The organism is Bacteroides sp. CAG:189 (assembly GCF_000432295.1).
Lineage (GTDB): Bacteria > Bacteroidota > Bacteroidia > Bacteroidales > Bacteroidaceae > Bacteroides > Bacteroides salyersiae.
Window position 1 is genome coordinate 181,813 of the sequence record NZ_HF991121.1, and the last position, 14,541, is coordinate 196,353.

A 14,541-nucleotide genomic window follows, 5' to 3' on the forward strand; every position below is an offset into this window, starting at 1 on the left:
GTTTATTTAGTTACTGAGATGTGCTTTTTCGTCCACAGTTTGTATTTTTATTCCATTACCGTTTATTCTGGCATTTTTTTCCCACTTTTCACCTTTTAGCACTTTCTTGATGCCTTCTTCATCCAGGCCGCAGAGGGCATATAGCTGCGCTGCCGTCCCGTGTTCAATGAAATGATCGGGGATACCGATACGCTGTAGTTTCGGACTGTATCCATGATCAGCCATGAATTCAAGTACGGCACTTCCCATGCCTCCGGCTTTGATGCCGTCTTCTATGGTGATAATGTGGTTGAATCGTGTTCCTATTTCGTGTAGGAGCTCTTCGTCTAATGGTTTGAGAAAGCGTAAGTCATAATGGGCTATACTTTGTTTAGGGTTCTCTTTCTCTACTTGTGCGATGGCATGTGCGGCCGTATTTCCTATCGGACCGATGGTGATGACGGCCAAATCACGGCCCTCTTTTAGTTTTCGTCCCCGTCCTACGGGTATTTCTTCGAGCGGGCACTTCCAGTCCACCAACACTCCCCGTCCACGCGGATAACGGATAACGAACGGCCCTTTGTCCGGTAACTGTGCCGTATACATTAGCCGGCGTAGTTCGTGTTCGTCCATCGGAGAGGAGACGGTCAAGTTGGGGATCGGACGCATGTATGCCAGGTCGAACATTCCGTGATGCGTAGGACCGTCTTCACCTACCAATCCGGCACGGTCGAGACATAGCACGACGGGCAATCGCTGGATGGCCACGTCATGAATCACATTGTCGTAGGCACGTTGCATAAATGAGGAGTAGATATTACAAAAAGGCAAAAGGCCGTCTTTCGCCATTCCTCCGGAGAAAGTCACAGCATGTCCTTCGGCGATGCCTACGTCGAAAGCGCGTCCGGGCATTTGTTCCATTAAGAAATTCATGGAACATCCTGTAGGCATGGCAGGCGTTACCCCCACGATGCGCGGGTTTTGTTCGGCCAGTTCCACCAGCGTATGTCCGAAGACATCTTGAAAGAGTGGTGGCATTCCGTTCGTATCGGCAATCAGTCTTTTCCCTGTTTCCGGGTCGAATTTGCCCGGTGCATGCCAGATTCCCGGATGCTTTTCGGCCGGTTCGAATCCTTTTCCTTTAATGGTGTGAAGATGCAGTACTTTAGGGCCTTCCATATCTTTGATATCCCGCAAGATACGAGCGATATTTTGTACGTCATGTCCGTCTACCGGGCCGAAATAACGGATGTTCATTCCCTCGAAGATGTTTTGTTGTTGTGCGACGAGCGATTTCAAACTGTTTCCCAAACGGATAAGTGCCTTGCGGCGATCTTCATTTAGGATACCCATTTTGAAGAGCAGTTGTGAAGTCTTGAATCTTAACTGATTGTAGCGGTTGGAGGTGGTAAGGTTAAAGAGATATTGTTTCATTCCGCCCACGCTGCGGTCGATGGCCATATCGTTATCATTCAGTATGATAAGCAGATTGTTAGGGGTGGATGAAACGTTGTTGAGCCCCTCGAAAGCCAGTCCGCCACTCATCGATCCGTCGCCGATGACGGCTACCACATGGCGGTCGCGTTCTCCTTTTTTCATGGCTGCCACTGCCATGCCCAATGCTGCTGAGATGGAGTTGGAAGCATGTCCGCAAGTAAAAGTATCGTATTCACTTTCTTCGGGTGAGGGGAAAGGCCGGATACCTCCCATTTTACGATTGGTGGAAAAGGTGTCGCGGCGTCCGGTAAGGATTTTATGTCCGTAAGCTTGATGTCCTACGTCCCAGACGAGGCGGTCGTAAGGAGTATTGAACACGTAATGCAGGGCTACGGTGAGTTCTACCACTCCCAGACTGGCAGCAAAGTGTCCCGGATTGCAGGAGACTTCTTTGATGATGTCTTGCCGTAATTCATGACACACCTCGGGTAGTTGCTCAGGCGTGAGTCGCCGCAAGTCTTCGGGGTTATCCAATGCGTTTAGCAAGCTATATGTGGTTTCGTTCTTCATGTTCCGACAGAATTTAGTATGCAAAAATACGAAAAGAAAAGGAAAGACATTCTTTTTTGATGTGAAAAAGCAGTAATGTTATATTTTTGTACGAAAATATTGCGGGGTTGGGGAGAGGTTTCATTTCCTGATAAAAAATGAACCGATTGTTTTTTCCGTTCCGATTTTTTCCCTATTTTCGCGTGATTTGATAAATGTGCCAATGATGAACTTCTCTACCCCTGTTGAATTACCAAAGGGTTTGCCACCTATCACTCATGCGCAACGACTGTTGCTGATGGGCTCTTGTTTTGCCGAGAATATCGGCCGGCAGTTGAAAGAGAACTCTTTTCACTGTGACGTCAACCCTTTCGGAATATTATATAATCCTTTTTCTGTATTGGAAGCATTGCAAGAGATTCTTTCGGGAAAGCAATATACAGCATCCGATCTTTTCTTCTTTCGTGATTGTTGGCATAGTCCGATGCATCACGGGGCTTTTTCAGCAGTTTCGGTTGAGGAGGCGTTGCAGCAGATCAATGATCGTTTACGGCAAGCTCACGACCGGATGAGCCGTACGGACTGGCTGCTGCTGACTTGGGGGACAACTTTTGTGTATCAGCAACGAGAGACGGGGCGTATCGTATCGAATTGTCATAAGCAGCCGGAGAAACTGTTCACCCGTAGAATGTTGACGGTAGATGAGATCGTCGATGAGTATACGCGATTCCTGAAAGAACTTCGAAATCAGAATTCTACTTTGAAAGTGCTTTTTACCGTAAGCCCGATCCGTCATATCCGTGACGGTATGCATGCTAACCAGCTCAGCAAGGCAACGTTGCTTTTGGCAATAGAACAATTACAGAGCTTTTTTCCTACCACAGTTTTTTATTTTCCTTCTTATGAGATTATGCTTGACGAATTGCGTGACTATCGCTTCTATGCCGATGATATGCTTCATCCTTCTCCTTTAGCAGTAAATTATCTGTGGGAACGCTTTTCCGATGTTTTCTTTTCTGATGAAACAAAAAAGATTATGGATGAATGTGAAAGTATTCGTAAAGCGCTGGCACATCGCCCCTTTCATCCCGACTCTGAGGAGCATAAAAGATTTTTAGGACAAATTGTGTTAAAAATAGAACGACTTAACCGAAAATACCCGTACTTAGAGTTTGAATAATGCCTCGATAATGTGCCAATGTCTCAATAATGTGCCAATGCACCAATATGCTAATGTGCCGATTGTTATGCGGTGTATTGCTATAGCGCAGCTAATTGGCATATGGGCACATGGGCAAATTAATTAATTATTTATGTCATATACGATTGAAACAATAGCCGAACGTATGGGTGCCCGCAGGGTCGGTACCTTGGAAGCCACTGTTGACTGGTTACTTACAGATAGCCGTTCACTCAGTTTTCCCGAAGAAACTCTCTTTTTTGCCCTGACTACGAAACGAAACAAAGGAGCACGATACATCCCCGATCTTTATGAACGCGGTGTGCGGAATTTCGTTTTATCACAAGAGGATTTCGATGAGTGGAGCAAAGAGAAGGGAGATGGGAGAATGGAGACGGGAGATGTTGACAGTACACTGACTTCTGATTTTCAACTTTCAACTTTCAACTTTCAACTTTCAACTAAACAAGGGCTTTCAGCTTTTAACTTTCTAATCGTCAGTAATCCGTTGAAAGCTCTTCAGAAGTTAGCTGAACAGCATCGTGAACAGTTTCAGATACCTGTAATAGGTATTACGGGGAGTAATGGAAAAACGATTGTAAAGGAGTGGCTGCATCAGTTGCTCAGTCCTGACCGTATTATTGTGCGTTCACCGCGCAGTTATAATTCACAGATCGGTGTGCCTCTTTCCGTATGGCAGATGAATGAGGAGGCGGAACTGGCCATCTTCGAGGCTGGTATTTCTGAGATGGGAGAGATGCGTGCTTTGGCGAACATGATCAAGCCATCTATCGGTATTCTTACTAATATTGGTGGGGCACACCAGGAGAACTTTTTCTCCTTGCAGGAAAAGTGTATGGAGAAACTCAGCCTTTTTAAAAATTGCGATGTCGTAATTTATAATGCCGATAATGAACTGATAAGCAATTGCGTGGCAAAATCGATGCTTACGGCTCGTGAGATAGCTTGGAGCTGCAAGGATGCCGAGCGTCCTCTATATATAAGCAAGATATTGAAGAAAGAAGATCATACGGTTATTTCATATCGTTATCTGGAAATGGATAATACCTTCTGTATCCCTTTAATTGATGATGCATCTATCGAAAATTCACTCAATTGCCTGGCAGCCTGTCTTTATCTGATGATGCCTGCCGATCAGATAACAGAACGAATGGTACGTCTCGAGCCCGTGGCCATGCGTCTGGAGGTGAAGGAGGGAAAGCAGGGATGTATACTTATCAATGATAGTTATAATTCCGATTTGGCTTCACTTGATATTGCTCTTGACTTTCTGGTACGTCGTTCCGAAGCAAAAGGAATGAAACGTACACTTATCCTTTCGGATATTTTGGAAACCGGACAGAGTACGACGACACTTTACCGTAAAGTGGCCCAATTGGTACAAAGTAGGGGCATTGAAAAGATTATCGGTGTGGGACCTGAAATTTGTTCCTCTGCTGCACGCTTCGATATGGAAAAGTATTTTTTCCATACTACAGACGAATTGATGGCATCAGAACTTCTGAACGGCTTACACAATGAAGTGATTTTGATAAAGGGTTCGCGTGCATTCAACTTTGATTTGGTTTCGGATGCTTTGGAACTGAAAGTGCATGAGACGATACTGGAAGTGAATCTGGGTGCTATGGTAGCCAACTTGAATCACTATCGTGCCATGCTCCGGCCGGAAACAAAAATGGTCTGCATGGTAAAAGCTTCTGCTTATGGAGCCGGCTCTTATGAAATAGCTAAGACTTTGCAGGAACATCGGGTAGATTATTTGGCCGTGGCTGTGGCTGATGAAGGAGCGGAATTGCGCAAAGCAGGCATTACCTCTTCCATTATCATCATGGATCCGGAGCTAACCTCTTTTAAAACGATGTTCGATTATAAACTCGAACCCGAAGTATATAACTTCCATTTGCTCGATGCATTGGTGAAGGCTGCCGAGAAAGAAGGTATTACCAATTTTCCTGTGCATATTAAGTTGGATACCGGAATGCACCGTCTTGGATTTGCCGAAGGGGACGTTCCTCTGTTAATACGGCGGCTGAAGAACCAGAATGCATTGATTCCACGCTCGGTATTCTCACATTTTGTGGGGAGCGATTCTCCTCAGTTTGATGCCTTTACACGTCAGCAAATTGAGATATTCGAACGCGCCTCGGTTGAATTGCAACGGGCTTTTCCGCATAAAATTCTGCGTCATATCTGCAATACGGCAGGAATTGAGCGTTTTCCGGGTGCGCAGTTTGATATGGTTCGTCTGGGCATCGGGCTGTATGGGGTCAGCCCCATTGATAATTCGGTCATAAACAATGTCAGTACATTGAAAACCACTATTTTGCAGATACGTGATGTCGCGGCCGAAGATACGGTGGGGTATAGCCGTAAAGGACATTTGGAGCGTCCGTCACGTATTGCGGCCATTCCTATCGGTTATGCCGACGGGTTGAATCGTCATTTGGGATGCGGACATGCTTACTGTCTGGTTAATGGAAAAAAAGCCCCTTATGTAGGCAATATTTGTATGGATGTCTGTATGATCGATGTGACCGGCATCGACTGTCAAGAGGGAGATCCTGCTATTATCTTCGGAGATGACTTGCCGATTACCGTATTATCTGATGTGCTTGATACGATACCTTATGAAGTACTTACGAGCGTTTCAACGCGGGTGAAGCGAGTGTATTATCAGGATTAGGAAATTAGGGATTAGTGATAAGTGCTTAGTACTATGCAGTGTAACAGCGCGGCCTGTTAATCACTGATCGCTTATCACTAATTCTCAAAGTTCTTTTTCTCTTTCTAACGAAATCACTATATTTGTCCCCAAACTTATATATACTTTACTATCTTATGACAAACTTATTATTATTAGGCTTTTTACCCAGTGGTTCCGAATGGATTATTATTGCCCTCGTGATCCTTTTGCTTTTTGGTGGAAAGAAGATACCCGAATTGATGCGTGGCCTTGGTAAAGGCGTAAAGAGTTTCAAGGATGGTGTAAACGAAGCGAAAGAGGAGATTAATAAAGCGAAAGACGAGATCGACGAACCGGCTAAAACAACAGACAAGGATAAGAAATAGCCATGGCTGAAATGACTTTCTGGGACCATCTGGACGAGTTGCGCCGGGTGTTGTTTCGTGTCATTGGAGTTTGGTTTGTACTGGCGGTGGGATATTTCATCGCTATGCCCTATTTGTTTGATAACGTAGTGCTGGCTCCTTGTCACAATGACTTTGTGTTTTATGACTTGTTACGATACATCGGCAAGACGTTTGATCTGACAGATGATTTTTTTACACAGGAGTTTCAGGTGAAACTGGTAAATATTAATCTGGCTGCTCCTTTTTTTATACATATGTCTACGGCATTCTGGATGTCGGTAGTGACAGCCATGCCTTATATCTTTTTTGAGATATGGCGGTTTATTAATCCGGCACTCTATCCAAATGAACGTCGTGGTGTACGGAAAGCACTGACAATCGGTACTTTTATGTTTTTTCTGGGAGTATTGCTGGGATATTTTATGGTGTATCCGTTGACACTTCGTTTCTTGTCCACTTATCAGCTTAGTGCAGAGATAGAGAATGTAATCTCACTCAATTCATATATAGATAATTTTATGATGTTAGTGCTCTGCATGGGGTTGGCATTCGAGTTGCCTTTGGTGACGTGGCTACTTTCGCTGTTGGGGCTTGTCAATAAATCGTTCTTGAGAAAATACCGTCGGCATGCTATCGTCATTATTGTGATTGCTGCTGCCATCATTACTCCTACAGGAGATCCTTTCACGTTGAGTGTCGTGGCGATACCGCTTTATCTACTTTACGAGATGAGTATTCTGATGATTAAGGATAAACCGAAAACGGAAATCGAAGATGAATAATTATTCAATGTAGTGATATATCATTCGGTATAGACTTCCAAGTGCCTGTTTGATATTTTTCGGGTATCGTGTTCACCGTCCATATGCTTGGTGCTTACGATCCGTATGCACCGTGCATACGAGTTATAAGCACCGTGCATACGAGTCGTAAGCACAGATGCAGGAAAACGAGAGTAGCCTTTCACCCTGCATTGCCGATGAATAGGGCGATTAAGCAAAAAGGTGAAGTTGGTAAATTCTAGGTGGATAATGTGCCAAAATGGTCGGAATCTTATACAAAGAAAGTCGCGTAACGAATAGCTTTTCATGGAAAGCCTCCTAAACATATATTACTGACACTCATTCGTTCCGATGTTTTCTGCAACTTTTGCATTAGTGGGTGAGCTGAAGTAGTTTGGTTAATTCTCCCAATTTTTTCAATTGGTAGAGCCGGGGATGCTCAAAATGTTCTACTACTTCATGCTGCCACATTATTTCGAAAGGTATATGCATCGCATAGCCACCGAGAGCCAATACCGGCTGGATATCCGATTTCAGCGAGTTGCCCACCATTAGAAACTGATTGGGAGTTATTCGTAGATTTTCTATAAGTTTGGCATATTCTTTTTCTGTCTTGTCTGACATAATTTCCACATGGTCAAAGTAGGGGGAGAGACCGGAGCGTTGCAGCTTTCGTTGCTGATCCAGTAAATCTCCTTTGGTGGCCACTACTAATTGATAGCGTTTACTTTGTTTTAGAATCTCTAAGGTCTCTTCGACTTCGGGCAGTAACTCTATTGGCATGTCCAGTAGGGATTTACCTAAAAGAAGAACCTTTTCTATTGTTTCTGATGGCACTTTCTGCTTACTGATGCGCAATGCGGTTTCTATCATCGATAGCGTAAATCCTTTCGCACCGTAACCGTAACGTTCCAGATTGTCCATTTCTGTGTGAAACAACTCGGCAGATATCTCTTTGGGCTCTCCGTAAGAACTTAATAATCCGGTATATTCTCGTTCTATATCCTGGAAGAACGGTTCATTGCTCCAAAGTGTATCGTCTGCATCGAATGCAATTATTTTTATCTCTTTCATCTTTTTCGTATGTTTACGGCACAAATTTAAATAAATAATTTCTGAAGTTAGCAAGATTGGAAAAGTTTGCTCCGGTGGGTGTCCTTATCTTTGCTGCGTGAAACAATCAAAGAATATGGAACAAAGAATGGCGACAACCCAAGAGTATCACCAGTGTGTAAATAGGGTGGTGGAGTATATCAACAATCATTTAGGTGAAGAAATAGATTTGGAAAGACTGGCCGAAATTTCTCATTTCTCGCCTTATCACTTTCACCGCATTATGAAAGCATTTTTAGGTGAACCGTTGGGAGCATTTATTGTGCGTACAAGAATCGAGACCGCAGCCCGATTGTTACGTTATAGTACAATGCCTGTAAGTGATATTGCTTATCAGATAGGATATGCTTCTCCTTCGTCGTTGTCGAAAGTCTTTAAACAATTTTATGGTATTTCACCCAATGAATATCGAAACAATAAAGACCACATTATTATGAAACCAATGGAAGTGAATCCGGAACTGGATGTGACAATGGAAGTACGTGAACAACAGCCGAAGCAGGTGATTTATGTTCGTTTGACAGGCGCATATATGGCTTTGGCATATTGCGAAGCATGGAAAAAACTGTATGCTTATGTAAATGAAGAGAAGATATATACCGGATGTATGGAATATATTTGCATATTTCATGATGATCCGAAGGTGACCGAGACTAAGAATTTGCGGACAGATGTTTGTTTTACTGTTCCCATAGCAGTACAACCCAAGGGTGAAATAGGTGTGAAGGAAATTCCGAGGGGAAAATATCTGGTATTTCGCTATAAAGGACCTTATTCTAATCTGGGAGCGGTGTATGATACGATTTATGGGCATTGGATTCCCGAAAGCGGCTATAAGATCAGTGATGCACGTGGTTATGAGGTGTATCTGAATAATCCGGGTAATACGCCTCCTGAGGAGTTATTGACAGAAATTTGTGTGCCGGTGGAGTAAATACTTGATACAGAAATATGAAAATGAAAAAGCCTCTTCTCTCGAAGCGGCTTTTCTTGTTTACTTGCTTTGAAAAAATTGAAAAGGCAGTAAACGTTAAAGCGAAAAAAAGGGAAGTCTCACGACTTCCGCAATTCTTCTAACCTTAAATCTAAATCTCTATGAAAAAAACGTGATGCAAATATAGCGGTTTGTTCATTATTTAGGTGTTAATAAAGCGCATAAAGAGAGAATAAAAATTAATAACCTTCCGTATTATTTCGAAAGATCCTTGCTTATTCGTCCATTCTGACTGTTGAGGGCATTGATTTCATCAAATTATCGTAAATGGGATTCAGTTTCAGTAGATTGGGAACTCCTGTAATAAACATCTGTTTTCGGGCACGGGTCATTGCTACATTTAATTTTCGGTCTACCAATATTCCGTTGTCCACCGTTAAGTTCGAGAGGAATTTGAGTTGGTAAGGGTAGTTGACACAGAACGAATAAATGATGACATCCCGTTCACTCCCTTGAAAACGTTCGACTGTGTCGATAAGTATCCTGTTAAGCATCGGAATGTTTAATCGGGCAATTTCTTGTTTGATGAGTGCTATCTGGCTACGATAAGGAGTGATAATACCCAAAGTTTGTGCTGTGTTGAATTCTTTTTCGTTTTTTTGATAAACGTCTAATGCCAGTCGGGCAACGATACGAGCTTCGGAACGATTCGTTTTGGCCGGCGCTCCTGCGGGTTCCGGTTCGGACGGATAGAAAGCGAGGCGCGTGATGCCTGCTGAATTTTCCAGTTGATGAGGTAATCCTACGGGTAACAGGCGCCCTTCGTAGAAAGTACGGTTGGCAAAAAGGGCTACTTCGGGGTGCATACGTCCTTGTCGGCAAAGCATGTCGGAGAGAAGTGAGGCGGGAGAAGTGAAATGGGGATAGGGAGATATATTATCTTTGGAGGGATGGGAGTAGTTTTGGGTGTTGCGGTAAAGACGCTCAAAAAGAGAATCTTTAAGGTTTGTTAGTCCGATGGCACGCAGTGTTTCATTGTGTATTTCAGATTGATCTTCACGTTGAAGAACGACGGCTGGGAGCTGTTTGTGATCGCCTATAAGGATAAATTTGCCAATGGCATTATCCCCCGACATACTACGGGCACAAAGGATACCCAATAACTGAGGTTCAAGAATCTGAGTTGCTTCATCGACAATGGCTACATCGAATTTTTTCAGGCGGAAGAGTTCTGGCTTGCCGGAAATGGAGGCTACTGTACCTATGAATATCCGGCAACGTGTAATACGGTCGGTCACTTCCGAACGGCGCATACAAGCTGACAGTTCATTTTCTATCAGATGGCTGCGATAGGTCTCCTCACAAGACAGTTCGCTGCCTATGCGGATAAAGTCCACTTTGGGGCGGATGGAAGAGAGTGATTTACAAATCTCATCTACGGCACGGTTAGTATATGATAGCAGAAGTATCTGTGCCTGTTCGTCCCGGTGGAAGGTTTCTACCATTTTTTTGAGGGCACAAGAGGTCTTTCCTGTTCCTGGAGGGCCTATCAGCAGAAAATAATCTTTGGCCGCTTGTGCTTTAAGGGCAACACGGGAGAAATCATCGGTGGCGGCAGTGATGCGGGGAATGAACGATTCGTCAAAGGCAGGGGAGCGTTGGGCGAGAAGCAGATCCCGGCGGTCTTTTGTTGCCGACGCAAAAGCTGACAGTCCGTAGTACATATTGCGGAAAGTGGTATCCATTGTGTCATGTTCGATGGCATACAGGCTGTCAGGGGGAAGGACAGAGGAATTCTGCTGACTGGCGCGTAGGCGGATATGTATCTCTTCTTCAGTGATTGTTTCGATATTACCTTTAAATACCATTTTGTTGGTGACATTATCGGTAACTGCATTGCGTTCGTACAACACTATGGAGTCTCCTTGCCGGAAGTTGGGTAAAGCTTCTTCCCGGAGTATTTCTCTGGATAAGATGATAGTGGCTTTATGCTCGTCGGCTGCGTGATTCTCTTTGATGCGCAGGTCATAAAGAATTTCTCCGGCTTCTGATTTTTCGGCAAGTGTAGAAAGCCATAAGGCAGCAGCTCCTGTACGTCCTTCGTAGTCTACGTCTCCGGATTTGGAGGTATAAAGCTCTTTGGTTATAAAATTATACAAGGCATAGAAATAGGCTTGTTCCAGAAGAGAAAGAGCGGCGAGATGTTGTGCGAATATATCAATGGAGGGACGCAGGTATTGTTCCCAAAAACGGCCTTGTAATCCCCGTTCATTGAGAGTTTGCGCTTGGATTGACTGTAATTTGGCAGCAGTATATTCAAGGCTGTTATGTAATTGTATACCGTATTCTTCGGCTACGATGCGATTTCGAAGGTCGATCACCCGGCGTACCATAGCCCATGACGGGCGGGCCGGATAGAGCAGAGGATAACGTGTATAAAGCAGGTAAGCCTTTACGCGGTGGTGGTCCATCTTCATTGAATATTGAAGTACCGCCTGGTAGAGTAACATCTGTACTTTATTGTTTTCTTTCGGTTCTACTTTATTACGGATACTGTATTCGTCTCCTTTACCGGATTTCATTTCAATGAATGACGACATATCCCGTTGCATATAGTCGAGACGTCCTTGTAAACCAAGTGCTTCACAAATGTACGAAGGTTCGAGTACGGCATCCCTCTTATCCATTTCATATCCGGGGGCATGGAACGTTTCGGTTACTACTTCCCGGATGTGTTCAAAGTGCATTTTGCAATCTTCAAAGAATTGACGCTCCTTTTCCTTATCCTGTAGATCGGCGCAGGCAGCCAGTTCAATGGGGTAACGGCGGAAGGCCTTTTGCATACACGAAAGATAGTCTACTTCTCCGTTTGCGTGGATCCATTCGTCCAGAAAGAGGTTGGCTATATTTCCTAATAATAATGGACGCGCATTTTCAATGGGTTGTAAACGTGCCAGAAAATAATTGGCCGGATGATGACCATACTCCCGGAAACACTCGGCGAGCGAGCTGATATCTATCAGATAGTCCGGTTCGAGAACGATGAAAGCAGGATTGAGTATTCCGTTGTCGTCTACGTTTATATCCAGGAGGTTGAGCTGTGCATGCTGCCAAAGGAGTTTGCATGTTTCTGCAAACTCTTCGTTGAATTGGGGGATATTGTAGCGCACCCGTAACGGTTCATCGGCGATACTGTCCAGTGGTGTTACATATAGGAAATGTTCATCGGAATGTTGGAAGCATACCCGCATACGTTCTATTTTTCTGCGAGTGGGCGGAGCGATGATATAAGTGGGATCTGTTTTGGGCAGCAATCTATATAATTCATCCGGAATGTCGGTTCCCGAGAGTTTTTTCAGGAAAAAAGCGAGAGTCTTTGCGTCGCGCAATAATTTTTCCCGTTCGGGCTCTGTTCTACGGTTCAGTACGCCATTTGAAGTCAGGCGGAAAGTATGCAGGCGATTCTGTTCTATGGCTGATAAACCGGTGCGTGCAGCTACAAAACTGATTCGTGCGGACAGGTCGGTCATTTGCAGGCTTTCGTTCTGCATCTGGCTACGGCAGAGGCGTTCGAGCAGGTCACGCATTTGTTTATAGGCTATGTCGAGCTTGTTATCATCGATGCGGCAGACAGTCAACAAAATATCAAACGATTCTTTTATCTCCTTATTTTCCATGCATGCAAAGATAATGCAAACCGAGAGTAGAATAAAATAAACAAGTTCATTTTATTATGTTAGGGTGTAGTTTGCCTTCGCTTGTAGTAAAGCCAAGGAAAAGGGAAGTAACGTCAACTTCTTTTAATAAATAAAAAAAGCTGTGCCGACTACCTGTCGACACAGCTTTTACTATTTATAAACATTTATGTGTGGAAAGATTAATCCAAAACGATAGGTTTGTATTTCGGAACCAATGCCTTCATTACGGTCCAACCGATGAGGTAGGCTACTGCACAAACACAGAAGATAATGAAGTAACCGGCTGGCTTACCCTCAAATCCCATGAAAGTCATTTGAGTTTCGTCTGCATATACAAACAGGTTACCAGCTACTTTCTGAAGAATCATAGAGCCGAAACCACCGGCCATACCACCGATACCCGTGATACTTGCAATCGCTGTTTTAGGGAACATATCACTTACAGTAGAGAAAATGTTAGCCGACCAGGACTGGTGAGCAGCTCCACCGATACCGATCATGATTACGGGGAACCAAGGAGAAATAGTACCTAACGGTTGTGCCAACAATACTACCAACGGGAAGAATGCGAAGATCAACATCGCTTTCATACGGGCAGCGTAGGGGTTCATACCTGTTTTATTGATGAAGATAGTAGGAAGTTTACCACCGTAAATAGACAACATGGTAATGGCATATAGCGTAAAGATCAATCCCATACCCAATGGGCTGGATGTTTTGATATCGAATTGTGTGAATAAATAAGAAGGAGTCCAGAAAAGGAAGAACCACCATACACCGTCGGTCATAAATTTACCGAAAGCAAAAGCCCAAGTCTGTTTGTAGCTGAAACACTGCCAGAATTTCATTTTTTTCTGGTCTTTCTCTTCTACATGTGGAGCGGCACCTTCTTCGTGCTTATCTTGTTCAATGTATTCCAATTCGGCTTTGTTCACGTGTTTACTCTTTGAAGGGGCTGTGTACATGAATACCCAGAAACCCATCCAAATAAAGCCGAGACCACCAATAACGATAAATGCCATTTCCCAACCCCATACTTTAGCTAAAATAGGAATAGTCAGCGGAGCAATTAATGCACCGATAGATGCACCGGCGTTAAAAATAGAGGTGGCATAAGCACGGTCTTTTTTGGGGAAGTACTCGGCAGTAACTTTAATGGCTGCCGGGAAGTTACCTGCTTCACCGAGTGCCAATACACAACGGGCAGCAAGGAAGCAGTACATACTGATGGTAGCGATTGTAACCACTGTGGCACCTGTTGCGGAAGCTAATTCCGCAGCACTGTGAAGACCTACAAAGTGCTCGGTTACTACTCCACATAAGGCGTGGAGACATGCACCTGCCGACCATACACCGATTGCCCAAAGGAAACCTTTCTTTGTTCCCATCCAGTCGATGAAACGTCCGGCAAACAACATACAGATTGCATATACAATGGAAAATACAGAGGTAATAGTTCCATAATGTGATTCGTCCCAGTGGAATTCCGGTTTGATAAATTCATCCCACGTCAGCGAGAGCACCTGACGGTCGAGGTAGTTTACAGTTGTCGCGAAAAATAACATAGCGCAGATAGTCCATCTGTAGTTTGTCATTTTACCCATAGCATTTTGAATTGTACTCATGATAAATGATTTAAAATTATTAGTTCTGATTCTGGGCCAAAAATACACATTATTTGATGCAAATCAACATATTTATTGTCTCTTTTGCTGTAAATTTTGTCTGTTTTATACCAAAATCGTCCAAAAATGCGGA

At 43.9% G+C, this 14,541-nt stretch carries 9 protein-coding genes; 5 read left to right on the plus strand and 4 right to left on the minus strand.

What is annotated here, in order from left to right:
• Positions 1-6: 6 nt before the first annotated feature.
• A complete protein-coding gene (dxs, locus tag QVP90_RS17920) occupies positions 7-1,986 on the minus strand; it encodes a 1-deoxy-D-xylulose-5-phosphate synthase (RefSeq protein WP_005925668.1) in 1,980 nt (659 codons plus the stop codon).
• A 205-nt stretch (positions 1,987-2,191) separates the two neighbouring features.
• On the opposite strand from dxs, the gene QVP90_RS17925 reads away from it, so the two are divergent.
• The 4 genes from QVP90_RS17925 to tatC all read left to right on the plus strand — a co-directional run bounded on the left by QVP90_RS17925 (position 2,192) and on the right by tatC (position 7,038).
• Entirely contained in the window at positions 2,192-3,145 is a 954-nt protein-coding gene (locus QVP90_RS17925) for a GSCFA domain-containing protein (RefSeq protein WP_021937178.1), read from the plus strand.
• Positions 3,146-3,278: 133 nt separating this feature from the next.
• Positions 3,279-5,849, plus strand: coding sequence for a bifunctional UDP-N-acetylmuramoyl-tripeptide:D-alanyl-D-alanine ligase/alanine racemase (locus QVP90_RS17930; RefSeq protein ID WP_021937179.1), 2,571 nt, complete (start codon positions 3,279-3,281; stop codon positions 5,847-5,849).
• Positions 5,850-6,004: 155 nt separating this feature from the next.
• On the plus strand, positions 6,005-6,235 hold the full coding sequence (locus QVP90_RS17935; protein ID WP_005925659.1) for a Sec-independent protein translocase subunit TatA/TatB: 231 nt from the start codon (positions 6,005-6,007) through the stop codon (positions 6,233-6,235).
• A 2-nt stretch (positions 6,236-6,237) separates the two neighbouring features.
• Positions 6,238-7,038, plus strand: coding sequence for a twin-arginine translocase subunit TatC (gene tatC, locus QVP90_RS17940; RefSeq protein ID WP_005925656.1), 801 nt, complete (start codon positions 6,238-6,240; stop codon positions 7,036-7,038).
• Between the two features lie 372 nt (positions 7,039-7,410).
• On the opposite strand, the gene QVP90_RS17945 is transcribed toward tatC, so the two are convergent.
• Positions 7,411-8,112, minus strand: coding sequence for an HAD family hydrolase (locus tag QVP90_RS17945; RefSeq protein WP_021937180.1), 702 nt, complete (start codon positions 8,110-8,112; stop codon positions 7,411-7,413).
• Between the two features lie 115 nt (positions 8,113-8,227).
• Between QVP90_RS17945 and QVP90_RS17950 the strand changes: the two genes are divergently transcribed.
• Positions 8,228-9,085, plus strand: coding sequence for an AraC family transcriptional regulator (locus tag QVP90_RS17950; RefSeq protein ID WP_021937181.1), 858 nt, complete (start codon positions 8,228-8,230; stop codon positions 9,083-9,085).
• A 275-nt stretch (positions 9,086-9,360) separates the two neighbouring features.
• Here the strand turns inward: QVP90_RS17950 and QVP90_RS17955 are convergent, their stop codons facing one another.
• Both QVP90_RS17955 and QVP90_RS17960 read right to left on the minus strand, forming a co-directional pair.
• Positions 9,361-12,762 (minus strand): DEAD/DEAH box helicase, encoded by a 3,402-nt coding sequence (locus QVP90_RS17955; protein WP_021937182.1) that lies wholly within the window; start codon positions 12,760-12,762, stop codon positions 9,361-9,363.
• A 200-nt stretch (positions 12,763-12,962) separates the two neighbouring features.
• Positions 12,963-14,408: an MFS transporter gene (locus QVP90_RS17960; protein ID WP_005925645.1), complete on the minus strand. Its 1,446-nt coding sequence runs from the start codon at positions 14,406-14,408 to the stop codon at positions 12,963-12,965.
• Between the last annotated feature and the right edge of the window lie 133 nt (positions 14,409-14,541).

Coding starts and splice junctions, on each gene's coding strand:
- QVP90_RS17945 (WP_021937180.1), bottom strand. CDS start 8,112: ATGAAAGAGATAAAAATAATTGCATTCGATGCAGACGATACACTTTGG.
- tatC (WP_005925656.1), top strand. CDS start 6,238: ATGGCTGAAATGACTTTCTGGGACCATCTGGACGAGTTGCGCCGGGTG.
- QVP90_RS17950 (WP_021937181.1), top strand. CDS start 8,228: ATGGAACAAAGAATGGCGACAACCCAAGAGTATCACCAGTGTGTAAAT.
- QVP90_RS17930 (WP_021937179.1), top strand. CDS start 3,279: ATGTCATATACGATTGAAACAATAGCCGAACGTATGGGTGCCCGCAGG.
- QVP90_RS17925 (WP_021937178.1), top strand. CDS start 2,192: ATGAACTTCTCTACCCCTGTTGAATTACCAAAGGGTTTGCCACCTATC.
- QVP90_RS17960 (WP_005925645.1), bottom strand. CDS start 14,408: ATGAGTACAATTCAAAATGCTATGGGTAAAATGACAAACTACAGATGG.
- QVP90_RS17955 (WP_021937182.1), bottom strand. CDS start 12,762: ATGGAAAATAAGGAGATAAAAGAATCGTTTGATATTTTGTTGACTGTC.
- dxs (WP_005925668.1), bottom strand. CDS start 1,986: ATGAAGAACGAAACCACATATAGCTTGCTAAACGCATTGGATAACCCC.
- QVP90_RS17935 (WP_005925659.1), top strand. CDS start 6,005: ATGACAAACTTATTATTATTAGGCTTTTTACCCAGTGGTTCCGAATGG.